The following is a 23,030-nucleotide window of genomic DNA, read 5'->3' as shown; positions in this document are numbered from 1 at the left end:
AGGGGGCGATGATATGTTGTACGCGTGGATCGAGGGTGCGAAACGACCCCCTCTAGAAAAGGGAGAGCGAACAACTTGCCGCGATTGTGGCGGGCTGCTGACGGCAGTCATGCCGGTGGAAAATGTTCGGCACTGGCGGCACAAAGCCGGTGATTGTGATCGCTGGAGCGAACCTGAAGGCCTGTGGCATCTGGAATGGAAAGAGCAGTTCGATTTGAGTTGCCGCGAAGTCTGTCTGACAGATCCCGTCAGTGGCGAGCGTCATCGCGCCGATGTCCTTTGCAATCTGGGCGCGCCGCAGGCGACCGTATTGGAACTACAATATTCACCGATGCCCGAGGACGAGCGCATCGCGCGGGAAGCCTTTTACCAGCGCTCGCACCGGATGTACTGGCTTGTGCATATCCATGATGGGCCGTCGAGCTTCACCGGCTGGAGCTTTGCAGCGTCGATGAATTGGGGATCGCGCGTTCACACCGTCGATGGCCGTGAATATGCGATCATGCGATGGGTCGGGCGCAGCAACCAGTTTATAGAAAAATGGAAGCGCGCTACGGCCTACGTGTTCTTCGAATGCCAAGGCCATATTTTTCATCTCGCGGGCGATGACCTCTCGCGACGCATGACGGGTGGGCTGCCTCTCAAAAAGGGAGAATATGCCCTGAGCCGTTGGACGCGCGAGGAATTCATCCACTCTGTCAATTGGTCCGGCTGAAAAGGTAGTGGGCAGCGGGAGGACTTGAACCTCCAACCTTCCCAGCGTGACGCACACGTGCTGAAGCGTCACTAGAAACCGGGGGCTCTATCCGTTGAGCTACGCCGCCAAAGTTAATTCCTAAATATCGTCGTCATTCTTCACGAGAGCCAGTTTCGGACGGCCGCGCTTCGCAAAGCGTGCCTCGCGCTCGGCCATGCGCTCCTTCTTCTTCACCACCATCTCCGCCGCGAAGGGCTTGAGCGCCTCGATCAGGCCGTCGAGATGATATATGTTGGTCTTGCTGCCGACCTTTGAAACGCGACGTTCTTCGCGGCGAACAAAGTTCGCTTTCTCCATGGCTTGGATACGCCGCCGCACCGTGCTGGGGTCGATGTGCATGGCCTCGGCAATCGAGTTCTTGGAAGGCATCGGGCGATTGTCAGCCGTCCACCAGCGATTGGCGAGGTGGAGGATGATATTGATGTCGATCGCGTCGAGCCCCAGCGCGCGCTGATGTTCGATCAGCGCAGCTGGCAGAACGGTCCAACCGGCCTCAATCAGCTCTGGAGACCATTTCTGCTCCAGAACTTTGAGGTCGTCGCTCGTCTTCGGTTTTTCTTTAGCCACGGGGGTATTCCTTTCGTTGAAAAGAATATCTCACGCTTTGCCGAGTTTTCCAAATGACCCCCCGAGGCACAGGGGCCGCTCGGTCCAACTTCGTATCGGCATGATGCCGTGGGGAATATGCGACACTGGAATATGTGCACGTGTCCTGCTTCGTGCGGCGGACCCGTCGCCCCAGGGGTGCACGGTGGTCTCGGGAACGAGGCGGTGGCGCCTACCGATGGAGGCCCGCCTGCCTCCCCGGACCCTCGAACAATCGTCAAATGACGGTGTTGCGAGGCTTATCTTAGGCCAAAATAGACCGCGAAGCCAGCGCTGGCATGAAATTTCGTGCATGTCGTCTCACTGCTGCAAGTCAACCAAGCTGCACTGATAATATGGTTTCGGGAAAAATGGCCGCCGATTCCGGGCATCGGTGCTGCGCGATCAATTGCTGGCGGGTTAGACATCGATGCCCTAAATTGCGGTCAAATAAGCAAATACAGGGGGACACCATGAGGCTGCTGTCAGTCAGTATCGAAAACTTCCGCTCCTACAAAGACCGCGTTACGGTCAATGTCGGGGATTTCACCGCGCTGATGGGCCGCAACGATGTCGGCAAGAGCACCATCCTCGAGGCGCTGGAAGTGTTCTTCAACAACCAGCTCATCAAGGTCGACCAGTCTGACCCTTGTGTTCACAATGACGGCAAGGTGATCGAAATCGGCTGCGTTTTCGATCTTTATCCGGAATCACTGACCCTCGATGCGCGATCTGTAACGACGCTGGAAGCCGAGCATCTATTGAACGCGCAAGGGTACCTCGAAATCGTCAAAAGCTTTGATTGCCGCACAAAGACTCCAAAGGAAGAGGTTTTTGCGCGGGCGAACCATCCCACTGCGGAGCAGCTTTCCGACCTGCTCCAGCTGAAGAACGACGCGCTGAAAACGCGGGCGCGGGAAGTGAATGTCGACCTTGCTGCCGGGGTGGACCAGCGTTCCAACGCCTCTCTGCGGGCCGCAATCCGCGAAACTGTGGGGGACTTGGATCGCACCGAGAGATTGATCCCACTTTCAGATGAGGATGGGAAGAAGGTCTGGGACCAGCTTCAGAAGAACTTACCTGCATTTGCCCTGTTTCAAGCGGACCGGCCAAGTAAGGATGACGATCCCGAAATCGCGGATCCAATGAAAATCGCCGTCGCAGCCGCGGTGCGTGAGGTTGAAGCCGATTTGGAGGCAATCAAAGCGCGCGTTCAACGTAGCGCTATGGAAGTGGCGCAGCGCACCCTTGCGAAATTACAAGAGATGGATCCCAACTTGGCTCGCCAGCTAACACCATCTTTCAAGGCCGAGCCAAAATGGGATGGCTTCAAGCTGAGTCTTACGGGCGACGACCAAATCCCGATTAACAAACGCGGCAGCGGTGTGCGTCGCCTGATTCTGCTCAATTTCTTTCGAGCGGAAGCGGAGCGAAAACGTGAAAACAGCATTACGCAACGCGTTATCTATGCGGTGGAAGAGCCGGAAAGTTCACAGCATCCCGAGAACCAGATTATGCTGGTGAACGCTCTGATCGCATTGGCCGATGATCCGCATACCCAAGTCATGATGACAACCCACGTGCCTGCCATTGCTGGCTTGGTGCCGATCCACTCTGTCCGCTTGGTTACACGCACGGAAGCAGGTCAGCCGCAAGTTGAGGAAGGTGCCGATGGGGTCCTTGAAAGAGTGGCTGCTAGCCTAGGTGTCTATCCAGACAAGCGGGCGAAGGTTGCCGTCTATGTGGAGGGCCCGCATGATGTCAGCTTCCTCGGACATGCTTCCAGGCTCTATTGCACTCACGATCCAGCGCTCGTTGACCTGACAACCGATCATCGGGTCGCATTCATCCCTACGGGTGGCGGCAACCTCAAGCATTGGGTCGAGAAGCAATATTTGCAGAATGCTGGAATGATCGAGGTCCATATTTACGATCGCGATACTCCGAACGATCCGAAGTATGGCGCACACGTGGACGCGGTGAATGGACGGGGCACGCGGGATGTGGCTTTCCTCACGCAACGCAAGGAAATGGAGAACTATCTTCATCCTGCGTGTATCGGAGCAGAGTTTCAGTATCCCGCAGCGCCGGCATTTACGGACTGGTGCGATGTGCCTGCCTTGGTCGCTGCGCACGTTCACAACACCAGCGGTGCGCCGAGTCCCTGGGATCAGCTTGACCCCGTAAAACAGAGCGAGAAAGAGTCGCGCGCTAAAATCCGCCTCAACAATGCCGTCGCGTCAAGCATGACACTCGCACAGCTTCGCGAAGTTGATGGCGGCGACGAAATCCTTGGGTGGTTTCAGGCCGTCACAGAACGCGCGGCATAGCGCGGCGGTATTTCTCTCCAAAAGGAGGAGGGCTGGTCCGCATTAGGCCACTTGGCCACCTTCGCAGATCAGGACAAGTGCCCCGAAATCCTCGCGCTCGCCCAGCCTGTCGGCAAGCTGGCAAACGTAGGCCAGCGGCAGGCCGTTCTCATGTGCAACCTTACGCAGATAATCTTCCCGGCATTCCGCCCCGCAAGCGCGATACTGCAATAGCAAATCGATCATCTCCAACATCCTTTCTCCGGCTGGAAGCCGCACTGCCTGCGGCTATGCGGCCTGCCTTCCGGCGAGGATGGGAGGGGGAGGGTAAGCGAAATCGACGCTCTGGCGCGGGCCAGCGGGCGAAGCCCGCCACACGGGGGCGACTATTCCGCTTCGGGAAATGAGAGGGCAAAGCCCTTGGCGTTCCCGCGCACATGCAAACAGAGGCGATCAGCCTCTCGCACCCCGCAGTGCGGAAAACGACGGCGCCCTTGCACGGCGCGACGCCAGCCGGGCGCCCTGCGCGCGGGCCTGTGGGCCAGCGGGTGTCCGGCAAGGAGAGAGGCAAGAGCGCCAGCGGGTCAGTCCAAAAGGGCCGCACCCTCAAGGAGCGAAGCGGAAAAGAGTGCGACCGCAGAACCTCCCGCTCATCATGTCCTGCTCCTGATCGTTGCCCGAACGGGCCGAGACTATAGGCTCGGTCCGCGTAGCGGATAGAGCAGGTTGCCTTTGGCAGCTCAGAACCGGATAAATTATTCCGCCTATGGCGTTGTACGCATTATGTTCTTGCTAATCGGGAGCTATGATTGCAAGGTGACAAAAATGTTCCCAGGGAGAAGGCGTGTGCAGTCAGAGTTCGATCATCTTCTGCAACAGACGGGATTCTCCGTATCCGAAGCATCGGCTGTGCTCGGCTATTCGGAAGGGCACATCTACCGATGGAAAAGGGGCGAGGATAGCCCCCGTGAGGCAGTTCTCAGCGTTCTTCGCGCCGAAGTCAGTCGCCGCGCCCGACCGGTACAGAACGCTGACTTCACGTTTATCGATCTTTTTGCCGGGATCGGCGGGCTGCGGCAGGCCATGGAGTCTGCTGGCGGACGCTGCATTTTTACTTCGGAGTGGGACAGATTTGCGCAGAGTACCTATGTAGCGAATTATCCTGATAATCGGCCGATTGCGGGAGATATCCGCGAGGTTAGCGAAGCGGACATTCCGGCACATGATGTTCTGGTCGCGGGATTTCCGTGCCAGCCTTTTTCAATTGCGGGCGTGTCCAAGAAAAATTCTCTCGGCCGTCTTCACGGGTTCCAGGATGAAACTCAGGGCACGTTGTTTTTCGATGTTCTGAGAATTCTCAAGTTTCACCGCCCAGCGGCGTTCCTTCTGGAGAACGTCAAGAATCTCAAGGGTCACGACCAGGGGCGGACATTTGCTGTGATCCGTCGAAAGCTGGAGGAAGAGCTCGGTTACAAGATTCATACGCGGATAATTGACGCGGGTCATTTCGTCCCACAGCACCGCGAGCGCATTGTTATCGTGGGCTTCCGCGACCCGGTGCCTTTCTCTTTCGACGCACTCGATCTGCCAGCTTATGGTTCGAGGCGGCTTGGTTCGATTCTCCATCCGGAGGACGGTAGCGAGGTGGCCGAAACTCCCTTCACGGTGGGCCCCGATGCGCGGGTTGATGACAAGTACGTACTCTCGGACAAGCTCTGGGCATATCTGCAGGGCTACGCAGATAAGCATCGGGCTAAAGGTAACGGCTTTGGTTTCGGGCTGGTGGGTGTGGATGACATCAGCCGAACGCTCTCGGCTCGGTATCATAAGGACGGCTCTGAAATTCTCGTCAGCCGGGGCCACGGAAAGAATCCGCGCAGACTCACACCTCGCGAGTGCGCGCGCCTGATGGGGTATAGTGACAGTTTCCGACTGCCGGTTTCGGACACCCAGGCCTACCGACAATTCGGGAACTCAGTCGTTGTGCCTGTCTTTGCTGAAGTGGCGAGGGTTATGCAGCCACATATCCTTAACATCATGGCGTGCGAGGGAATGGCTGCGCGCAATTTTGGCTGACGTCCACAACCCTGCTACTCGAAGCCGCAATATGGCGGCTATTCGCGGCACGGACACCCGGCCGGAAATGCAGCTGCGATCGGCTCTGCATCGCCGGGGATTTCGTTTCAGACTGCACGAGCGGGCGCTTCCAGGCCGACCAGATATTGTTTTTCCCAAGTTTCGTGCGGCTGTATTTGTAAATGGTTGTTTCTGGCATGGCCATGCCTGTCATCTGTTCCGGTGGCCAGCGACGCGGGAGCAGTTCTGGCGGGAGAAAATTTCGGCTACTGTTAACCGGGATCACGCGAATGTTGAGGCCCTTATGGATAGGGGCTGGCGAGTTTGCATAGTCTGGGAATGCGCCCTGAAAGGCCGACACCGGCTAGGTGTCGATGAGGTGGTCAACCGGATTGCCACCTGGCTTCGCTCAGGTGACACCGAGTTGACGCTATGCAATGTAGAATTGGCAAATACATCGGGGGACGAATAGGTGACTGCGAAGGGGTACTTGGCGGGCTATTTTGCCGGTGCGGGGGCTAAGGTTCTCAGGGGCACCGAGGTAGACCCGGCGATTTCCCGAGGGCATGAATTTCAGGGCGTCGATATCTTTCGAGCCTTCCTTGGGACACCGGCGGACAAAGAAAAGATTCCGGTGACCTACATCTGGATGGATGATGAGCAGGAGGCACCTCTTCGCCTTGAGCTCAGCGGAACCTGGTATGATAGCCGGAAACGGCAAGAGCATCGTGATCCCGAGTATCGGCTCTATTATCCAGCGGCCTCCGAAAGCGTGGTTTACCGCGCCAAGGCTGGAGACACGCTGTTCCTTTGCATGACAGCAGCACGCCGGGTTCTCGCGATCCTTTGTCCCGCACGCAGTTCGGCCGAGCAAAAATTGCTGTGGCTTTTTGGGTTACAGCTGACCGATGATTTTGAACTTAGCCAGCGTGATTTCGGGGCTGAGCAAGGTGGTGATCTCAACCTCGCTGCACGCTACATACTGGAGGAACTCGGGATCGAGCCTGAGGAAACCGAGCCCGATGCGCTCAGCCGCCTGATCGATAAATTCGGCGGCACTTTCCCCGGCACCGCTAAATTCTCCGAGTTTGCACGGCGAACTCTTCCGGGGATTGAACCCCGCGAAGACCCTGACCGCGCGCTCGTCGCTTGGATGGAACATGAAGAGGCGTTGTTCCGGCATATGGAGCGGCTTGTTGTAGCCGATCGCCTCAAAGATGGCTTTTTCGAAGGTGACAAGGCTGATGTTGACGGATTTCTGTCCTTCTCGCTGAGCGTTCAAAATCGCCGTAAGTCGCGGGCGGGATATGCCTTCGCCCACCATGTAGAAGCTCTGCTTGTCGCATGTGACGTTCGCTACAAGCGCGAAGCGACCACTGAAAAGCGCAATGCAGCGGACTTTTTGTTTCCTGGCGAAGCCGAATATGCTGACCTTGCTTTCGCTCCCGAGAAACTCCGTATGCTCGCGGTGAAAACCACCTGCAAAGACCGGTGGCGTCAGGTGCTTGCCGAAGCGTACCGCATCCCCCTGAAGCATCTACTTACGCTTGAGCCGTCAATATCGCGGGCGCAGACGGACGAGATGAAATCTCAGCTGTTGCAGCTCGTAGTGCCGGCCGGCATCCACGAATCCTATCATGCTGAACAGCGTGAATGGCTCATGGCAGTGCGTGACTTCGTAGATCTGATAAAAGAACGATCCTGATTGGATCCTATTTGTCTTGCCAGTTACCACTACTGAATAAAGACGGATTCACGTAAACTCGAGAGACCGGAGATTTTAATGGCCAAACGGCTCGTTATGGACGCAATGATTCTTCGTGCTGATTTCTGGCAGAGGGGTACAGATCAAAACGTCGGAAATTCGGCGAGCGCCCGGCTCGCAAGCTCGATCACCTTTGAAAATCTGAGATCAGAGTCGGCATTTGTTCTCTCGCTACGCAAGCCTGATTTCCAGCGTGAGACTAATCAGTGGTCGCCTGCGCAGGCCGTGACCTTCATCCAGAGCTTCATCGACGGGGACCTGGTCCCGTCAGTGATTTTGTGGCAGTCTGACGAAGGCTACATTTTCGCAATCGACGGCGCACACCGGCTTAGCGCCCTGCGCGCTTGGATCGAAGATGACTATGGTGATGGTGCGCGATCGATTTCCTTCTTTGCGGGAGAAATCCCGGAGGAACAGAAAAAGACGGCCAAAGCGATGCGTACCGCCGTCGAGAAACAGGTGGGCAGTTACAAGTCGCTCATGGACAAACTCGCCGCCCGCGCAAATCAGCCTGATATCGAGTACGATGTGAAGACTACCAAGCGGTTGAAACATTTGGGTTCGCGCCAGCTCGATCTGCAATGGGTCACCGGTGATGCTGAAGTTGCTGAAGCATCGTTCTTTAAAATCAACACGCAAGGAACCCCGCTCGACAAAACCGAAGAGGAATTGCTTCGCAACAGGAGCCGCGCGCCTGCAATTGCAGCCCGGTCCATCGTGCGCGCTGCGACCGGTCATAAATATTGGTCTAAGTTCGACGAACCGACGAGGAAGCGCATTGAAAAGCTCGCTTCGGAGGCCAATCAGCTCCTATTTCAGCCCGAACTGAGCACCCCCATAACGACGATGCAATTGCCGCTGGGCGGTTCTGCTTCAACGCTTGACGCATTGTCTTTGCTGATCCGCTTCCTTTCCATCACTGACGGAACGCAGACCTTGCGCAAGCCGGCGTTGGCATCGGCCGTTCCCGATGATGACGGGACGCTCACCGTCGCGACATTGCAGAATTGCATCGCAATTCTCCGGCGCATTTCCGGGAATAGCGGGGAGAGCTTGGGCTTGCATCCCGCAGTTTATTTCTATTCGGATCGAGGGAAATATCTACCCGATCTGTTCCTGGGAATGGTCTATCTCATCAAAGGGAAATTGCTCAACAACGACAGTGCCTTCTTTCAGAAATTCACCGAACGGCGAGGAGGCATCGAAGACTTTCTTATCGCCAATAAGCCGTTGATCTCGCAAATCCTGCAACAAATCAGTAGCCGCGTCCGGACCGAGCGCGTTGCCGAGATTCTCGATTATCTCGTCAAGACGCCCGGAAACGAACTCTCGATCGACGGCGTCGCATCTTCCGCGCGGCTCAAGGGAAGTATCGTAGACCTCCGTGAAAAGGTCGAGGGCAAGTCGTTCAGCGAGACCACGAAATCTGCAATCGTTATCCGTCAGTCCCTAAGTGCTGCAATGAAATGCCCAATATGCAACGGACGGCTTGAACCTGCACTGTCGCATAGCTTCGATCATATCGAGCGAAAAGAAGATGGCGGTCTCGGCGATTTGGACAATGGCCAGCTCAGCCATCCATATTGCAATACGGGCTACAAAAACTGAAACTCCCGGAGAGTGCAGATGTTGCCATCTACTCTGGCGGGATCGTCGCCCGGCGACATCGAGCCAACGCGCGCATCATGTGATATTCGACGCCCTTCTCACCGATACCCAGCCGCTCCGAGATTTGGCGATAGGTCATGCCTCGCAGACGGTGCATCAAGAAGACGCGCCGGGTTCTGCGTGGCATCGCGCGAAGCGTTCGACGAAATATACGTCGTAGTTCGGCGGCCTCGATCCGCCGTTCCTGTTCCGGGAGGACTGGGCAATCGCGCTCGTCGTCGAAGGGATAGACAACGCTCGGACGCCGTTTCTTCTCTCTGGCCTGATTGATGACGAGATTGCGGGCAGCGCGGAACAAGTAGGCTTCGGGGTTTTCCACTCTCTCGAATGCTCCGCAGCGCAGCATCCCGGTAAAGGCTTGCTGGACGAGATCGGGCGCTTCCTCGCGACCGACCCTCCTCCTGAAATAGTGGAACAGACGGCGGTTCTGGGACCGATAGAATTCGTCGAATGAGGCGAACGAGCCGGTGCTGGTCATGGCCGCGCCTCCCGACGATCTCGGGTGGGGAGCGGCGCGTCCCGCGAGGCGCGGTAGAGCGTGATACCGGCCTCGATCCGGTCGAGAATGAAGGTGTCGCGTTCGGCCTTGGCAGTGCGGATATCGGATTTGGAGTAGATTTGGACATCGACCGCGCAGCGGTCGCCAAGCTCGCGCCGGATGACATCGCGGGCGCGCCGCCAGCAGCATTCGTCCACGAACAGCGGATGATTGACGATGACCCAGAATTCATAATCGGAAAAGTCGATCGTCCGGCTGTCTTCGTACCAACTTCGCCGCGCATAGGGACCGATCAGGATGATCCGTTTGATGGCACCCGGCTCGGGCGCCTGCATCCGATCAGGATCGAAACATCCGCGCAAGATGCGCGTGATCCGCTCGATCTCGCGTTGCTTGCGGCGGACAAGATGGCCGACGCGTGCCATTACGACTTCGCGCGCGTAAACGTCGTTCGTTGAGGTGGTCATGGTAAGCTCGCACAGCGGCGGTCCGCGCATTGGCGCGCGGATGTGCAAGCGGTGTCCGCTGGGCCGTTGATGCGGCGTTCAGCAACTGCCCGACCGTGGTGGCCGAACCTAAATGATGCCTGGCAGGATTATCCTCGGGATGGCCGCCAGCCACTCCATCCCGTGAGGGCAGTTATGCCAGTATTTCGAAGTTGGGGCAAGTCGAGCGAGGGGTAGGATTCCTGCAAAAATTACCTTCTGAAGTCGGCAATCTCTGCCAATTTATTAGGCGGAGCAGATCAAAAGGTCTGCGCTTCAATCTCTGGACCGATCAATTCTTTCCAATGACTTATGAGGGGCAAGCAGGTCATGTGATAGATCAGCCAACAGCCGTAAATCGCATCGGAACTATAGCATTGTCCGTCCATCATTTTTCCGTGCGCGGCCTGATGCCGTAGGGCAGGACCGGGCCGATAATTGAACAACAGATCAATTTCGTGAACGAGATCTACGCCGAAGACCTGTTCCATCTCTTTGCGCATATTATCGAGAAGGCTGCTCAACGAACGGTCGTCCTGAGTGAGGTCCGACATCATCTTGGCGCTATGAGCGTTGGCATTCTTGAGGACGTAACGGATCGCATTTTCGAGTTGAGGGATGAGCAAATTCGATGCCGAGACAAAATCGCCCTGCCAGAGCCGAGCGAAGCCAAGTGAGAATGTCAGGTGATACCCGTTTTGCACAAATGGGCTGTGGTGGACGATGGGGAGGAAATGACGCTGCTCAAGCGGGAAGTTGGCCATCACCGTCTGTCGTGCCGGCTCTATCCGTCCTGAGACGACGAACCGGCGGTGGATTTCCAAATGCATCAAGGATTGGGCTTTATACCAATCTTCCTTGCCCTCGTCGCCTTCCGGCTTCGCTCCGGTTTGTGCATAGACCTTGCCGTCGCGATCAGCATAACTTCCGCCGAACAGAGAACTCATCACGAATTTTTCGGAAGATTCATCGACTGCCTGTTCCAGCGCTGCCTTGGATTGAGGCTGATTGAGCAAGGCGAATTGCAGGAGAATGTCGGGCAAGGTAAGCTTCTCGAAGACTGCTATCGTGCCGGTGGCCAAGTCGGTAACATCCAGTTCAAACGGGATGCCCCCAAAATCGTCAAGCGATGCTTCTTCAAGATCGCGTAGCTCTTTGCGAAGTTCGGCAATCCATTCTTTGTTGCCGCCAAACTGGCGCAGCTTGTCGATCGCCATGCGCACCCAATGCGCTTCGGCTGACGCTTGGGATACTTGATCGCGCATCTTGAGGTCCTGCGCGACAATTTCGCGCTGACACCGCTTTTTATTGTCGGTGTCGCCTAGGACGCCGTAGCCGCGAGCTGCAAGCTCCCATACGCCTTGCACAGCCATTGGATAATCTTGTTTTTCCGAATGCTTGGCAATTTCCTCGGCACCGATCAGAACCTTGTCCCATTCGAAGATCCTGAACGCGAGGCCGATCTCTGAAACTTTGATGAACGCGACATAGGAGCGGGCTGCGATGCAGGCGGCGAATAGGCAAGTCAGGATATCCGTCACCGACTCGGGAAATGCGCTGATCTTGTAAAGACGCGCGGCAACGCTCATCATTCGTTGCGCAATATCTGCCAGATCGAGAAGATGACCATCATCGCCGTGAGTGCGGTGCAATTCGCCGGACAGCCGTCTGTCAATCGTCTCCGCATACGCGCTAACTGCGAGTCTTCCTGCATCGCCAAGCTTCCGGTCATTGTACCAAGAAATGTCGGCAAGACGCGCTTTCAGGACGGGATGCTCAATCTCGACCGCGAACTCGGCCAAAATTTCATTTTGCTCGCCGCGAAAATCACTCGCTGTACAGGTACGTCCCTGCGACGACTGGAACATAGGACCAAATGGCTCTGCCCTGTCGTCGACCCTCAGATGGATATTGAGGATATCATGGAGGAAGCCGAGCACCTTGCATCGTCTTTTGTCGCCGCGTTCTTCGGCTTCCGTGCGCGCTACCCGAAGTGGTTTTGTGAGGGCAAAAGCATCACTCCCATCGTTGTCAGCTAGAAGCGCGTTGATATTGGCGCTTCTCAAATCGTCGAGCGTTACGACCTCAGTCGAGCCCTGCGGTTCTGCATCAGCCACCTGGCGGACATTCGCATGTCGCGCGTTCGAGTTCGGAGATCCTGTCGGTGCAGACCTGATGGACGATGCGGCCCAACTCCTCCACTCGCTCGTCGAGCCAGGTCAGTTCCACTTCGCTGATCCGGTAATGTTTTGAATAACGGGCCTTGGTGTACGCTTCTTTGAGCTTTTGGAACATTGTCCGTTCGCTGCGATTGGTTTCCGGCCAAACGCCGTGAACACGACGATCAAGCCCTTCGGCGAGCGACCGAAGGAAGGCAATGTTGTGATTGTAGGGCGTGTAATAGGTTAGCGTCAAAAGCATGCAGGAATAGAGGCGCTCCGTCGTCTGATGAAAATCGAATGCCGCATCCTTCAGCAATCCCTCTCCCAGCGCGTACTTCGCTAGCTTTTGCCGAGACATCGCACCAGCCATGCCTTCTTCAAAATATTCCTTCGCAGCTGCCAAAGCTTGTTCTGGCGTCTTCGGCTTCGGCGTTGCAAGGTCCCGGTCGTCGGCCTCGTAAAGCGCAACTCCGTCTTTCGCGACCTCCATGAAGAATACCCGGCCATGCGCCAGCCCGTCGTTCACCTCGTGCAGAGAATGCACGATGAAATTCACCGGCGTGCGCAGCGTCTTCTCGATCGTATAGGCGCGGATCAGCCGCTCCTCCGCCTTCGCCCAATAGGCGGCGCGGTCGGTCAGTTCCTTCTGGCTGACGACAACGAGAATGTCGTAGTCGGATTTATACTGGTTCGCGGACAGCGGCGCATCGACCCAATCGCCGCGCGCGTGACTGCCGAACAGGATAATTTTGAGAATTCGGGCGCCCTTGCGGCGTCCAGTCGCATTCTCAGTGAACTGACCAAACTCGTCGAACAATATCTCCACGATGCGCTCAAGCTCGCGCTGTTTGGTCGCTGGTAGATGATCGAGATCAGTGCGCATCACCATGAATCTTCGGGAATATCGCCCTGTTTGGCAAGAACAATCAATCGCGCAGGTTCAGGCCTGTGATCAAAAGTATCGAGGCCGTTGGTGCCGTCATCAGCGACCGGACCAGCCCAGAACCGTTTACTGTTTTGGTATCGATCATTGCTAAAGTCGCGCTGCTACCGTTGGTGCCAGACGTTAGGGGCGATAGGCATATGAGCAGTGTGAAACTTGCTGAACTAATTCAGATAGCGAGCAATATCGGTCATCTACGCGATCTGATGGACACAGAAGAGGACCCGCGTGAGTGGAAAAAGGTGAAGGCCGCATTGCCAGCCGAAGAGGAACGCTTCGCGAAGGAACGCAATGTGTATGTTGACATGATGCTTCGAGAGCGGCCCGGAAGCGATGCCGTCGAAACCGCTCAGCGCGAGCTTGCAGAATTCAGAAGCAAGTCTCACGCGAGTTGGAATCGTGCGACCGATTATACTATTGAGAACCTGATACCCCATCTCACCAAGGAATCTCTTAAGAGCCCGGAGCTACGCCGAGCCATCAAGATCATGCCTTGGGCATTCGCGATCGCGTGCATCGTTGCCTATTTCGGAATCCGAATATTCAGCGCTGTGGATGTGTCATCCCCCTTTGACAGCAGGGAGGGGATCAGCCAGCGGGCCGCCGCCATGGAGAAATTTGTACGGCATGACGATTTTATGCACACGCGGACCCGTCGCGGTGGCTGGATCAAGGGGCTCATATTCTGGCCAATCGAGCCGACGGACGCCGAAAAGACCGGCGCCACCGAGTTCGCTGGGCTATCCCTTCAGGCGATGGATATTCTGCGAAACGACGGCCAAGCTTGCGGAGGGCCCGCGATTGGACAAGGTGAGAATCTTTCCAAGGATGAAATCGAGTTCGTCGATCAACTCGCTGAGTTTGTTCGCAGTGACCGGATGAAGTGGAGCAACGAGCCTACATTGGACATTTCGGTGCCAATCAGGGCGCTCTATCCTTGTGACGGCACCAACACCTAGAAGAGTTTCGGACCAACGGTTTTCAAGAAAGCCCCAATCCGGATATAGACGACAATGTCCTAGAAAGCCCCGAAGCGGTCGGCTTGCTGGCTGCAGGCGCATTTAGGGTCGCCTGCGCAAGCGCCGTTTGGACCGACCCGGCTCGTTCATTGATAGCCGATACGAGTTTCCCCCGATCATTCGTAAAAATCGTCGCCGACTGTTTCGCGCGTGAAATCCCGACATAGAAGGATTTTTGATCGACCAGATTGGTGGCGCGGCTGTCGGCGTGGATAATCACATGGTCGGCTGTCCGGCCTTGGGCGGCGAAGGCTGTATCGACGTAGGCGTGGGCGATGTGCTGGTCGCGGGCTGCATCAAAATGGAGGGTCTCGATCTTACCCCGCGCGCTGCGAACGGTGGCGGTGCGGGATTGCTCATCAATCGCGGTTACTATCGCACGCGCGCCGTTGATCCGACCCTCTGCGCGATCGTTGCGCGTAAACCGTATGCGGTCGCCGGTTCTGAGCTCGATCGACTGCGGTGAAAATGCCTGCACATTTCCCGCACCCCATTGGCGAAGCCGCCAATCGACCTCGCGCCCATCCTCTGATTTCAGGGCGATGGCGGATTTGGCGCGGTCGATGCTTTCGACGCGATAGGCTTCGCCGCGCGTCACACCCTTGTCGCTATAGTCCCGGGTGAAGCGGACCACATCCCCCTCGTCATAGCTCATTGGATCGCGTGCCTCGGCGCGGCTGAGTCCCTTGTTGGCAAGTGCCGTCACGGTGGCGGCGGGACCGGTAAGCGCGCCCGATCTGGCGAGCGCAGCGCGAATATCTACTCGCTGATCGGCGTTCCACGCAAAGCCGGACTGCTCAGATTGCGCGGCGGCACGTGCGACAGCCTTCGCGGCAACCATTGGCGAGGCAATAGGAGCCATTGCGCCGCGCCCGCGTCCCTCGATCCCGAGCAGAGTCCTTTCAGCTTCGACATTCTGGCGGGTTGTGAACCCTGCAAACGCAGCGCCACGCCGATCCAGATATGTGCGGTCGATCAGTTCGCCCTGTTTTGTCGCCGCGTCCAGGGCTATCGCAATCTGCGCATAGCTGGCCTTACCCAATGCAAGGCGCCCGGCTTCTTCCTGCAATGCGGCGGCAGAAAACACCGACTGCCGTTCGCCTAGCTTGTCAGCTGCGAAGGCCACGGCGATGAGCGCTTGTGATGATGGATCAGAAAGCACAGCGCGGCTGGTCGCGACGGATTGGGCTTCCTTGATCATCGCAATGCGGGCTTCCGAACCGAAGCCAGCACGATCGGCAGTTTCTCGCCAATCGGCGACGAGCGACGATTGTTCGACCGCGACCTTCGCCTGCCGGGTGTCGAGCGCTGCGACCTGCTTCTCGGTGGAGCTGGCCGCATCACGCGATGTTCCGCGCTCTTCTAGCGCGGCCTCGATTTCCGCGCTGCGGGTGCTGAACGCCTTCAACACGTCGGCGGAAACGCCTCTGATCTCGAACATCGACTCCTTGCTCGTGTCGATCTCGTAACCGAGTTCTCGCACCTTCAGGGCAAGTTCCTGCCGGTAAATCGCACCAATCTGTTTCTGAAGCTGGTAGATCGCGCGCGGCTCAAGGCTGCGCCATGTGTCATCCTCGCCCCGCGTGGCGTTCATGATGACGTTATGGGTATGAAGCTGCGGGTCTTGCGCGCGGCTGGTGCCATGCTGAAAGCTGGCGACAATGAGATTGCCGGTTGATTCGCGGGCCACGGTGCCGCCATGTCGGACGCGGGTCGCCGCCATATGTGTTTCGACATGGGCGAGCGCGGTCTTCACCGCCTGCCCATGCGCCTCGATCAACCGCCGGTCTCCTGCTACCTCCGCCATGATCGACACCGACTTGGGCGCGCTCAGGGTGACGTCCCATCCCGGTCGATGTTCAAGCTGGCCCTCACGGATCGTGCCGAGTTGCTGGTCGCCGACCTCGCCGTCGAGCAATTCGCGAAAGGCATTGCGGTCCACTTCACCCGACAGGCCCAGTTCCTCGGCACCTTTGCCTTGCCATGTGGACGGCGATAGGCCGCCCTCGGCATAATAATCGTCGGCTTCGTAATAGCTGCTGGCCTGCGCTGAGCTGGTCAGTGCCGATACCGACGCGACCATCAAACCGGCCCCTGACGCTTACGATGACGAGCGGGCGGCGAAGGCGTGGGCGTTGGCATGGGCGCAACATCGGCCTGCGGGGGCGGCTTTGCCTGCTCCCACAGACTGTTTTTCGGATCGCCCGCGACAAATCCCGGCTGGCCTGCCATGCCGCGGCGCGCGAGATGATCGGCGGTGAGGGCAATCGGCGCGACCGGCAGGCCATCGGGGAACAAGAGAAAGCCCTTATATTTGGGCAGGCGGAATTCGCTTTCCAAAATGGCGGGCCGCCGTGTGCGCGTCTTGCTCAAGGTCGTTCGCGGCCTGTCGTCACCTGCGGCCAATGCGTCGGTCATCGTGTGGATTTCGACCTCGCACTCGCCGACCGCCTGACTTGCCCAGCGCCGGGTTTCGCCGTCGCCAAGCTGGAGGAACAGCTTGGTGTTGCAACAGCCAAGCATGGATTCGGCGAGTTGGGACCCGTAGCGATGCTGCATCTGGCCGAGCGCCTGAAAGGTCAGAACGACGGCGGCGCCGAACTTGCGGCCTTCGGGAAGCAACCGCGCCAAATTATCGACGCGCGGCAAATCGGCAAGTTCGTCTAGGACGAACCAGATGCGCCGGTCGGAGGATGGGGACAGTCCGAGCACCGCGCTCGCCGCGCATTCGAGCCAACACGCGAGCAAGGGTTTCGACGCATCGAAATAATCCTCCTTGCGCGGCACAAATATCCACGGCTTCGGACCCTCGCAGGCGTCCAGTTTCTGGATGAAATCGCGAAACGCAAAGGGCGCCCCTTCGCCACCGTCGGTCCGCAGGAACTGGATGAGGTTTGCTGCCTTGGCGAGCATGAACAGGACGCTGCCGGTCGCCCGGTCTGCGTCCTCGGCAAAGGTTCGGGCCGACGAGCTGCTGCCGAGCCATGTCTTGAGGTCATCCTTCTCCCGCGTTTGCAGCGCATGAAGGAGGTCGGGCAGCGTGCCTTTGCCCTCGCGCCACAACGCCCGGATCATGTTGGCGACAAGGATGCGGCTGGTTTCCAGCCAAACATCGCGGTCGTGCTGGCCGGTCTCGGTAATCAACTGGTTCGCAATGCGGTCGGCGTCGGCCGGATGCGCTATCTCGGCAAAGGGCGACCAATAGGCGCAGCGGGCATCGAACGGATTGAGGATGATGTCGCCGCGCTCGGGCTGGTAATAATGGGCGATGAATTCGCCGCTGGTGTCATAGACCAAGGCGGCTTCGCCGCGCGCCTCTATGCCGTCGAGCATCTGCCGTAGCGCGGTGGTCTTGCCGCTACCTGTCGTGCCGATCATCGCCATGTGCCGGGTTTCCAGTCGCGCCGGTATTGGGACCGTGCCGATTGCGAGCGCGTTGGTCCCGGCTTCTGCGCGGGTCAGTTTGGCGAGCTTCTTTTCGGTTGTGACCTGTGTTCCGGCGATGACGCGATCCCTGAGGGCGCGTTCCCGGCGCTGCGCCCTAACACCTCTCAGTAAGATCAGCCCGGACAGCCATCCGGCAAAACCGAGCAAGGCTCCGCTGCGCAGTTGGCTCAGCAAGCTCGAAACGGCACCGCTATAATGTGGACTGGCGACGACATCGCGGGCGGGCACCAGATATCGCGATCCCTCATAGGTCACAGTAATTTCCGGTTCGGTCTCAGTGCCTGAGGCGATCCAGAGCGCGCCACGGGCATAGGCGTAAACGCCGACCGCCCATCGCTCGTTTTCGCTTTGCATCATGTAGGGCATTGAGAGGGCACCCAGGCCGACCGTTGCCATCATGATGGCAAACTGCCGTTTGAAGCGTGCTGCACGATTGATCCGATTGTGACGACGCAAGGCATCGGCATGAATGCGGCGATCCGGGCGTTCGGTCATCACCGATCCTCCTGCGCGCGCCGTCGCTGTCGATCGTAAGCTGCGTTGATGTCGGCGGTGATGTCCTCGTCGGATTCTTCTGATCCGAGCGCCGCGCTGCGTGCATAACAATATGCGGCACAGGCGGTGAACAGCGCCCGGTCGAGGAGTCGTTCGACACCGACCATGCGGGTGCTGACCGATGCCAGTTCGGACACGATCTCGCCAAAATCCACGTCCCTCGCTGGCGGGTTCGATTGCGCCGCGATCCCGGTTTTTACGCAGCGCTGAAGCGTCGCGTAGGCGCTGATCCCCTCCCGTTCGGCGAGCGTTCGGAGGCTCTTATCGAGCGCGGCGGGCAGGCGGATGTTGTAGCGGGCGAGAGTCATCGTTCGTCTCCCCGGCGATGCCGATCCGCTGCCTCCGAAAGTACCAGAAATGCGCTCTTTGCGGGCCGTCCAAACTGCGCGCCGCCGGAACGCTGCCGCCAGAAATGGCGGAAAAGCTGGATGCACCCGTGCGTGAGGTGTGTATCCAAATTGTCGGCTCGATGCGTAGCATCGCAGCCCCTCCGCCCGTGATGGCGGGCGCTCTCATCGCGAAGCATGAAGGGCTTCGATCTGGCTATTACGGCGGACCCAGGCTTCCATCGATGCGATGGCTTCCGCGTCATCTCTGGCGCGATTGACCGATGGACGCTGGAAGTCGGGAACGTCGGTCAATGCATGTTTGAATAGCCAGCGATTGATGGTGACATCGATCTCGGCGCGAAGGTCGAACAGAAGCTCTTTGGTCTCAACCGGTCCAAGCCGACGCCAGCCGCAAATTCCGCTGATCACTCCGCCCATCGGAAAGCGGTGCTGACCGGCGATCATCTCCGGGCCTTCGACTTGAAGCGCCACCCGGCGACCGGCGAAGGTCTCGATGACCGGACGCTCCGACCAAAGCCAATGACGGATGGCTGAGCGATAAGCACGGCCGTCGGCATCGTCGGCGACAAGGCCCGCGACCAGCGGGCGCATTTCGTCGGCGATATTATCGGGGGCAGAGAATGTGAGATTGGGGCGAGAGAAAACGCGCATGATTCCTCCTTGCGGCGAAGTGCCTTTGTGAATTGTCGGGAAGGTCAGTAGCGGCGGGGCTGGAGGCTGCTCAGCCAGTCCTCAACGTCGCCCGAGCGCCAGCGAATTTTGCCTGCGCCGATATGGCAGGGGCAGGGGAAGCGACCGTTTCGGGCGCGGCGATAGAGAGTGGTGCGGGACTTGAAGCCGGTGATTCTGAGCACCTCAGCGACGGTGAGGAGCTGGTCTCGATCGGGAGGCATTTAGGCGTCCTTTCATTCGTGGGAATGCAGGACGTGGCGGTGAGGGGCGTTGGAAGCTATTCAGTTCCACATTCACGGAAATTCATGCATCGGCAGGGTGCGCAGGAAATTGTTGAATGCGGGATATATCCCGGCATGTATTTTCTCGATGCGGCTCTCGCCGAAGCCCTCGCCGCGGAGCAGTTCCTTCTTCCTTTCGAATGTCAGCCCGTCGAACTCGGGACGTCGCAACGCGACGATAATCTGGACCGCCTCGCAAAACGAACGGGCTCGGGGAGTGGGCTGCTGGGCGTGCGAGAGCAACCACTCGATGCGTCGGTCGAACAGTTCCCGGTCGGGCGTGTCCAGCAAAACGCGTGAAGTGACCAAGGCCGGGGCTACCCGTCCGCCCATGCGAACCCATAAGGAACTCATCGGGATCGGTCGGCGCGGGATGCATTGCCAGAGGGTTTGGTCACGGCTCAAGATGAGGAGCGTGCCGTGGTCGGCGGCAAAGGCGCTAAGAGCCGTTGGCGCGACGGGTTTGAGAGTGCCATCGGGCAATCGCTCCGCGCACGGAATGTCGCCGCTGGCGATCAGATTGCGGAAATCGTCGAGAGCACGCAAATTGCGTTCGAGGGTCGCGTCCGGCCCAGCAACGACTTCGTCGATCTCCGGTTCGTCTCTTATTTTGGACCGGTTGTGCGCTCCGATAAATCCCACACCACCGATCAACAACATGCCAATGCCGATGATCATGGGGTTCACTGCCACGCTGACGATCGCGCCAACCGAGGCGACGATGGCCGAAGCGATCCGTAAGACATTGAGCAACCTGCGGCGCTTGCGGCCCCTGCGCGCTGCATCTGTCATCGCCGCCAACGCGTGGGGCGGGATCACCGCGTCGATTGCGGTTCCGGCAGGCTGCTTCAGGAACGCGATATAGCCGTCCCAAACTCTGACCAGATCGGACGGGCGGAGAGGCAATTGCTGCTGCATGCCAACCGAATCTTAGGTGCGGTGACGCGCCTCTGCAATTCGGAATGACGCCTCCTGCACGTTCAAAATGGATGCGTTCTGTCGCTTTTGTTTCCAGAAGGTTCTGGCTTGCTTGCACCACCAGTGCACCACCAGAGGGCAAAAAGGGGCTTGACCCCTTATCGACCGACCCGCAGGCGCCTCGTAAGTATCTGAAAATACTTGATAAATTGGTCGGGACGAGAGGATTCGAACCTCCGACCCCCACACCCCCAGTGTGATGCGCTACCAGGCTGCGCTACGTCCCGACCGGCCCGATTGGGCAGGCGAGGCCCCTAGCGCGGCTTGGTCGGCGATGCAAGCGGAGAGGCGAGGGCAATGCAATATCGTCGCGGCGCGCCTTGAACTCGCTTGGCGGCGCCCCATTTCCGCCCTGCTTGCCGGGGGGGACGGCTTGCGGCGCCGGTTGCACGCCGCGCCCCCGCGTGATAGGCGCCGCGCCATTATCTTGCGCGCCTGTCCCGGGTGGGGATGGCGCTGCATCGAACGGAAAGTTTTTCATTCATGTCGACGACATTGCTTCTGTCCCAGGCGGCCGGAACCGGGGGAGCCGCCTTCCCCTTCGCACAGCTTATCCCGATGGTCCTGATCTTCGTCGTGTTCTGGTTCTTCCTGATCCGCCCGCAACAGGTGCGGATGAAGGATCATCGTGCGAAGATCGCGGCGGTGAAGCCGCGCGACCAGGTGGTGACCGGCGGCGGCATCGTCGGCAAGGTGACGCGCGTGGACGATGACTTCGCCGACGTGGAAATCGCGCAAGGGGTGAAGATCAAGGTCGTCAAGGCGACCCTGTCCGACGTCCTGCAGCCCGGCGGCAAACCCGCCAACGATTGATCCGGCGGGTTGCGCGCCGCGCGACCCCGCACCCAAGTTATCGGACCAAAAACATGCTCGATTTCCCGCGCTGGAAGACCGTCGGCATCAGTATCATCCTGCTGCTCGGCATCCTGTTCTCCATTCCCAGCTTTCTGCCGCAAAAGACCGTCGACCAGTTGCCCGGCTTTGCGCAGATCAAGGTCAATCTGGGCCTCGACCTTGCCGGTGGCAGCCACTTGTTGCTCGAAGCCGACCTTGCTGACCTCAACAAAACGCAGCTCGCCAACATGGAAAAGACGGTGCGTGCGGCGATGCGCGGCGAGCGCGGCCCCGACGACGATATCGCGATCGGCGATTTCAAGGCGTCGGGCAGCACGATCAGTTTCCTGATCCGCGACCAGAAGCAGCTCGACGACGCGCGCGACCGGCTGGCCAAGGAAACGCAGGGCGCGGGCATGACCGGCCAGCGCGACTGGCGCGTCGATGTCGTCGACACGACGCGAATCGTCATGACGATGACCGCGGCCGGGCGCGACCAGGCGGTCGCCCGCGCGATGGAATCGGCGCGCGACATCGTCGACAAGCGCGTCAACGAACTGGGCACGCGCGAACCGACGATCATTCGCGAAGGCAACGACCGCATCGTGGTGCAGGTCCCCGGCCTGCAGGACCCGAAGGCGCTCAAGGACCTGCTCGGGCAGACCGCGCGGCTCGAGTTCCGCATGGTCGATCCGAATGGCGGTGTCGGTCCAAATGGCGCGGCAAATGTCCCGGTCGGCAGCGAGCTCGTTCCCTATGCGCCCGGCGAGGGCGGCGGTGCCCCGGGTGAGGTGCTGCGTCGCCAGGTGATGATCAGCGGCGACCAGTTGATCAGCGCCAAGCAGGATTTCAACCAGCAGCAGATGCCGGCGGTGTCGCTGCGCTTCGATTCGGCGGGGTCCAATACCTTCGCGCGCGTCACCGGCCAGAATGTCGGCAAGCGCTTTGCGATGGTACTCGACGGCAAGGTGCTGTCGGCACCGTCGATCAACGAACCGATTCTGGGCGGCAGCGCGCAGATTTCAGGCAATTTCACCGTACAGTCGGCGAACCAGCTCGCGATCGCGCTGAGTTCGGGTTCGCTGCCGGTCAAGCTCGACGTCGTCGAGGAACGCACGGTCACGCCCGAACTGGGCGCCGATTCGATCCGCAAGGGCGCCATCGCCGGGATCATCGCGACCGTTTCGGTGCTGGTGCTGATGCTCGTCGTCTATGGCCGCTTCGGCGTTTATGCGAACATCGCGCTCGCGTTCAACGTGTTCCTGATCATCGCCATCATGGCTGCGTTCAATGCGACGCTGACCTTGCCCGGCATCGCCGGTTTCGTGTTGACGATCGGCGCCGCGGTCGATGCCAACGTTTTGATCAACGAGCGAATACGCGAGGAGTTGAAACGCGGGCGACGGACCTTCCAGGCGGTCGAGTTGGGCTATACCGAGGCGAGCCGCGCGATTTTCGACGCCAACGTCACCAACGTCATCGCCGCGGCGCTGATGTTCTGGTTCGGCACGGGTCCGATCAAGGGCTTCGCGGTCGTGCTGACGATCGGCATCGTCACCAGCGTCTTCACCGCCGTCACCGTCACCCGCATGTTCGTCGCCCATTGGCTGCGGTCGGCGCGTCCGACGTCGATCAACATTTAAGG

21 protein-coding genes and 2 tRNA genes are annotated in these 23,030 nt (G+C 58.8%); 9 read left to right on the top strand and 14 right to left on the bottom strand.

What is annotated here, in order from left to right:
- Window positions 1-109 precede the first annotated feature (109 nt).
- Window positions 110-715, top strand: a complete 606-nt coding sequence (locus AC3WS4_RS00925; protein ID WP_492742574.1) for a competence protein CoiA family protein — start codon at window positions 110-112, stop codon at window positions 713-715.
- A gap of 9 nt (window positions 716-724) precedes the next feature.
- On the opposite strand, the gene AC3WS4_RS00920 is transcribed toward AC3WS4_RS00925, so the two are convergent.
- Together AC3WS4_RS00920 and AC3WS4_RS00915 are read right to left on the bottom strand one after the other, a co-directional pair.
- Window positions 725-824, bottom strand: a tRNA-OTHER gene (locus AC3WS4_RS00920).
- An 11-nt stretch (window positions 825-835) separates the two neighbouring features.
- Complete coding sequence (locus AC3WS4_RS00915) at window positions 836-1,324, bottom strand: MarR family transcriptional regulator (RefSeq protein ID WP_492740214.1); 489 nt, start codon at window positions 1,322-1,324, stop codon at window positions 836-838.
- 491 nt (window positions 1,325-1,815) lie between these two features.
- On the opposite strand from AC3WS4_RS00915, the gene AC3WS4_RS00910 reads away from it, so the two are divergent.
- A complete protein-coding gene (locus AC3WS4_RS00910; protein ID WP_492740215.1) occupies window positions 1,816-3,672 on the top strand; it encodes an ATP-binding protein in 1,857 nt (618 codons plus the stop codon).
- 42 nt (window positions 3,673-3,714) lie between these two features.
- On the opposite strand, the gene AC3WS4_RS00905 is transcribed toward AC3WS4_RS00910, so the two are convergent.
- Window positions 3,715-3,897, bottom strand: coding sequence for a hypothetical protein (locus AC3WS4_RS00905; RefSeq protein WP_492740216.1), 183 nt, complete (start codon window positions 3,895-3,897; stop codon window positions 3,715-3,717).
- Window positions 3,898-4,497: 600 nt separating this feature from the next.
- Here AC3WS4_RS00905 and dcm point away from each other — a divergent pair.
- From dcm to AC3WS4_RS00885, 4 genes are all read left to right on the top strand, one after another.
- Window positions 4,498-5,727 carry a DNA (cytosine-5-)-methyltransferase gene (gene dcm / locus AC3WS4_RS00900; protein ID WP_492740217.1) on the top strand — a complete coding sequence of 410 codons (1,230 nt, stop codon included), beginning with the start codon at window positions 4,498-4,500 and terminating at the stop codon, window positions 5,725-5,727.
- Between the two features lie 31 nt (window positions 5,728-5,758).
- A complete protein-coding gene (locus tag AC3WS4_RS00895) occupies window positions 5,759-6,199 on the top strand; it encodes a very short patch repair endonuclease (protein WP_492740218.1) in 441 nt (146 codons plus the stop codon).
- An 18-nt stretch (window positions 6,200-6,217) separates the two neighbouring features.
- A complete protein-coding gene (locus tag AC3WS4_RS00890) occupies window positions 6,218-7,432 on the top strand; it encodes a type II restriction endonuclease (protein ID WP_492740219.1) in 1,215 nt (404 codons plus the stop codon).
- Between the two features lie 78 nt (window positions 7,433-7,510).
- Entirely contained in the window at window positions 7,511-9,100 is a 1,590-nt protein-coding gene (locus AC3WS4_RS00885; RefSeq protein WP_492740220.1) for a GmrSD restriction endonuclease domain-containing protein, read from the top strand.
- Between the two features lie 28 nt (window positions 9,101-9,128).
- On the opposite strand, the gene AC3WS4_RS00880 is transcribed toward AC3WS4_RS00885, so the two are convergent.
- The 4 genes from AC3WS4_RS00880 to AC3WS4_RS00865 all read right to left on the bottom strand — a co-directional run bounded on the left by AC3WS4_RS00880 (window position 9,129) and on the right by AC3WS4_RS00865 (window position 13,189).
- Window positions 9,129-9,638 carry a sigma-70 family RNA polymerase sigma factor gene (locus AC3WS4_RS00880; RefSeq protein ID WP_492740221.1) on the bottom strand — a complete coding sequence of 170 codons (510 nt, stop codon included), beginning with the start codon at window positions 9,636-9,638 and terminating at the stop codon, window positions 9,129-9,131.
- Window positions 9,635-10,126, bottom strand: coding sequence for a hypothetical protein (locus AC3WS4_RS00875; RefSeq protein WP_492740223.1), 492 nt, complete (start codon window positions 10,124-10,126; stop codon window positions 9,635-9,637). Before AC3WS4_RS00875 ends, AC3WS4_RS00880 begins: the two co-directional genes overlap by 4 nt.
- 278 nt (window positions 10,127-10,404) lie before the next feature.
- Window positions 10,405-12,261, bottom strand: coding sequence for a DUF7380 domain-containing protein (locus AC3WS4_RS00870; RefSeq protein WP_492740224.1), 1,857 nt, complete (start codon window positions 12,259-12,261; stop codon window positions 10,405-10,407).
- Entirely contained in the window at window positions 12,254-13,189 is a 936-nt protein-coding gene (locus AC3WS4_RS00865) for a nucleotidyltransferase and HEPN domain-containing protein (protein WP_492740225.1), read from the bottom strand. Before AC3WS4_RS00865 ends, AC3WS4_RS00870 begins: the two co-directional genes overlap by 8 nt.
- Before the next feature lie 65 nt (window positions 13,190-13,254).
- On the opposite strand from AC3WS4_RS00865, the gene AC3WS4_RS00860 reads away from it, so the two are divergent.
- Window positions 13,255-14,208: a hypothetical protein gene (locus tag AC3WS4_RS00860; protein WP_492740227.1), complete on the top strand. Its 954-nt coding sequence runs from the start codon at window positions 13,255-13,257 to the stop codon at window positions 14,206-14,208.
- Between the two features lie 22 nt (window positions 14,209-14,230).
- On the opposite strand, the gene mobF is transcribed toward AC3WS4_RS00860, so the two are convergent.
- The 7 genes from mobF to AC3WS4_RS00825 all read right to left on the bottom strand — a co-directional run bounded on the left by mobF (window position 14,231) and on the right by AC3WS4_RS00825 (window position 20,778).
- Window positions 14,231-16,351: a MobF family relaxase gene (gene mobF, locus AC3WS4_RS00855; RefSeq protein WP_492740228.1), complete on the bottom strand. Its 2,121-nt coding sequence runs from the start codon at window positions 16,349-16,351 to the stop codon at window positions 14,231-14,233.
- A complete protein-coding gene (locus tag AC3WS4_RS00850; protein WP_492740351.1) occupies window positions 16,351-18,210 on the bottom strand; it encodes a type IV secretion system DNA-binding domain-containing protein in 1,860 nt (619 codons plus the stop codon). Before AC3WS4_RS00850 ends, mobF begins: the two co-directional genes overlap by 1 nt.
- A complete protein-coding gene (locus tag AC3WS4_RS00845) occupies window positions 18,210-18,578 on the bottom strand; it encodes a hypothetical protein (RefSeq protein ID WP_492740229.1) in 369 nt (122 codons plus the stop codon). Before AC3WS4_RS00845 ends, AC3WS4_RS00850 begins: the two co-directional genes overlap by 1 nt.
- Window positions 18,579-18,782: 204 nt before the next feature.
- The gene (locus AC3WS4_RS00840; RefSeq protein WP_492740230.1) at window positions 18,783-19,271 is read right to left on the bottom strand and encodes a hypothetical protein; all 489 of its coding nucleotides are present in this window, start codon (window positions 19,269-19,271) and stop codon (window positions 18,783-18,785) included.
- Between the two features lie 44 nt (window positions 19,272-19,315).
- Entirely contained in the window at window positions 19,316-19,513 is a 198-nt protein-coding gene (locus AC3WS4_RS00835; RefSeq protein ID WP_088474277.1) for a helix-turn-helix transcriptional regulator, read from the bottom strand.
- A gap of 72 nt (window positions 19,514-19,585) precedes the next feature.
- Window positions 19,586-20,491, bottom strand: a complete 906-nt coding sequence (locus AC3WS4_RS00830; protein ID WP_492740232.1) for a hypothetical protein — start codon at window positions 20,489-20,491, stop codon at window positions 19,586-19,588.
- Window positions 20,492-20,701: 210 nt separating this feature from the next.
- Window positions 20,702-20,778 (bottom strand) — tRNA-Pro (locus AC3WS4_RS00825).
- Between the two features lie 223 nt (window positions 20,779-21,001).
- On the opposite strand from AC3WS4_RS00825, the gene yajC reads away from it, so the two are divergent.
- Both yajC and secD read left to right on the top strand, forming a co-directional pair.
- Window positions 21,002-21,364, top strand: a complete 363-nt coding sequence (gene yajC, locus AC3WS4_RS00820; RefSeq protein WP_235535793.1) for a preprotein translocase subunit YajC — start codon at window positions 21,002-21,004, stop codon at window positions 21,362-21,364.
- 53 nt (window positions 21,365-21,417) lie between these two features.
- A complete protein-coding gene (secD, locus tag AC3WS4_RS00815) occupies window positions 21,418-23,028 on the top strand; it encodes a protein translocase subunit SecD (protein ID WP_056352039.1) in 1,611 nt (536 codons plus the stop codon).
- Window positions 23,029-23,030: the final 2 nt, after the last annotated feature.

The sequence above is a fragment of the Sphingopyxis sp. EU05-FHT14B03 genome, from assembly GCF_058790875.1.
The sequence above is the reverse complement of the archived record's forward strand: the minus strand, read 5'-3'. Positions and strand labels throughout refer to the sequence as shown.

Bases quoted from the DNA above. Each gene is read 5' to 3' on its own strand.
- AC3WS4_RS00925 (WP_492742574.1), top strand. From the start codon at position 110: ATGCCGGTGGAAAATGTTCGGCACTGGCGGCACAAAGCCGGTGATTGT.
- AC3WS4_RS00835 (WP_088474277.1), bottom strand. From the start codon at position 19,513: ATGCCTCCCGATCGAGACCAGCTCCTCACCGTCGCTGAGGTGCTCAGA.
- mobF (WP_492740228.1), bottom strand. From the start codon at position 16,351: ATGGTCGCGTCGGTATCGGCACTGACCAGCTCAGCGCAGGCCAGCAGC.
- AC3WS4_RS00885 (WP_492740220.1), top strand. From the start codon at position 7,511: ATGGCCAAACGGCTCGTTATGGACGCAATGATTCTTCGTGCTGATTTC.
- AC3WS4_RS00830 (WP_492740232.1), bottom strand. From the start codon at position 20,491: ATGCAGCAGCAATTGCCTCTCCGCCCGTCCGATCTGGTCAGAGTTTGG.
- AC3WS4_RS00880 (WP_492740221.1), bottom strand. From the start codon at position 9,638: ATGACCAGCACCGGCTCGTTCGCCTCATTCGACGAATTCTATCGGTCC.
- AC3WS4_RS00895 (WP_492740218.1), top strand. From the start codon at position 5,759: ATGGCGGCTATTCGCGGCACGGACACCCGGCCGGAAATGCAGCTGCGA.
- AC3WS4_RS00905 (WP_492740216.1), bottom strand. From the start codon at position 3,897: ATGATCGATTTGCTATTGCAGTATCGCGCTTGCGGGGCGGAATGCCGG.
- secD (WP_056352039.1), top strand. From the start codon at position 21,418: ATGCTCGATTTCCCGCGCTGGAAGACCGTCGGCATCAGTATCATCCTG.
- AC3WS4_RS00850 (WP_492740351.1), bottom strand. From the start codon at position 18,210: ATGACCGAACGCCCGGATCGCCGCATTCATGCCGATGCCTTGCGTCGT.
- AC3WS4_RS00845 (WP_492740229.1), bottom strand. From the start codon at position 18,578: ATGACTCTCGCCCGCTACAACATCCGCCTGCCCGCCGCGCTCGATAAG.
- AC3WS4_RS00865 (WP_492740225.1), bottom strand. From the start codon at position 13,189: ATGCGCACTGATCTCGATCATCTACCAGCGACCAAACAGCGCGAGCTT.
- yajC (WP_235535793.1), top strand. From the start codon at position 21,002: ATGGCGCTGCATCGAACGGAAAGTTTTTCATTCATGTCGACGACATTG.
- AC3WS4_RS00875 (WP_492740223.1), bottom strand. From the start codon at position 10,126: ATGACCACCTCAACGAACGACGTTTACGCGCGCGAAGTCGTAATGGCA.
- AC3WS4_RS00840 (WP_492740230.1), bottom strand. From the start codon at position 19,271: ATGCGCGTTTTCTCTCGCCCCAATCTCACATTCTCTGCCCCCGATAAT.
- AC3WS4_RS00910 (WP_492740215.1), top strand. From the start codon at position 1,816: ATGAGGCTGCTGTCAGTCAGTATCGAAAACTTCCGCTCCTACAAAGAC.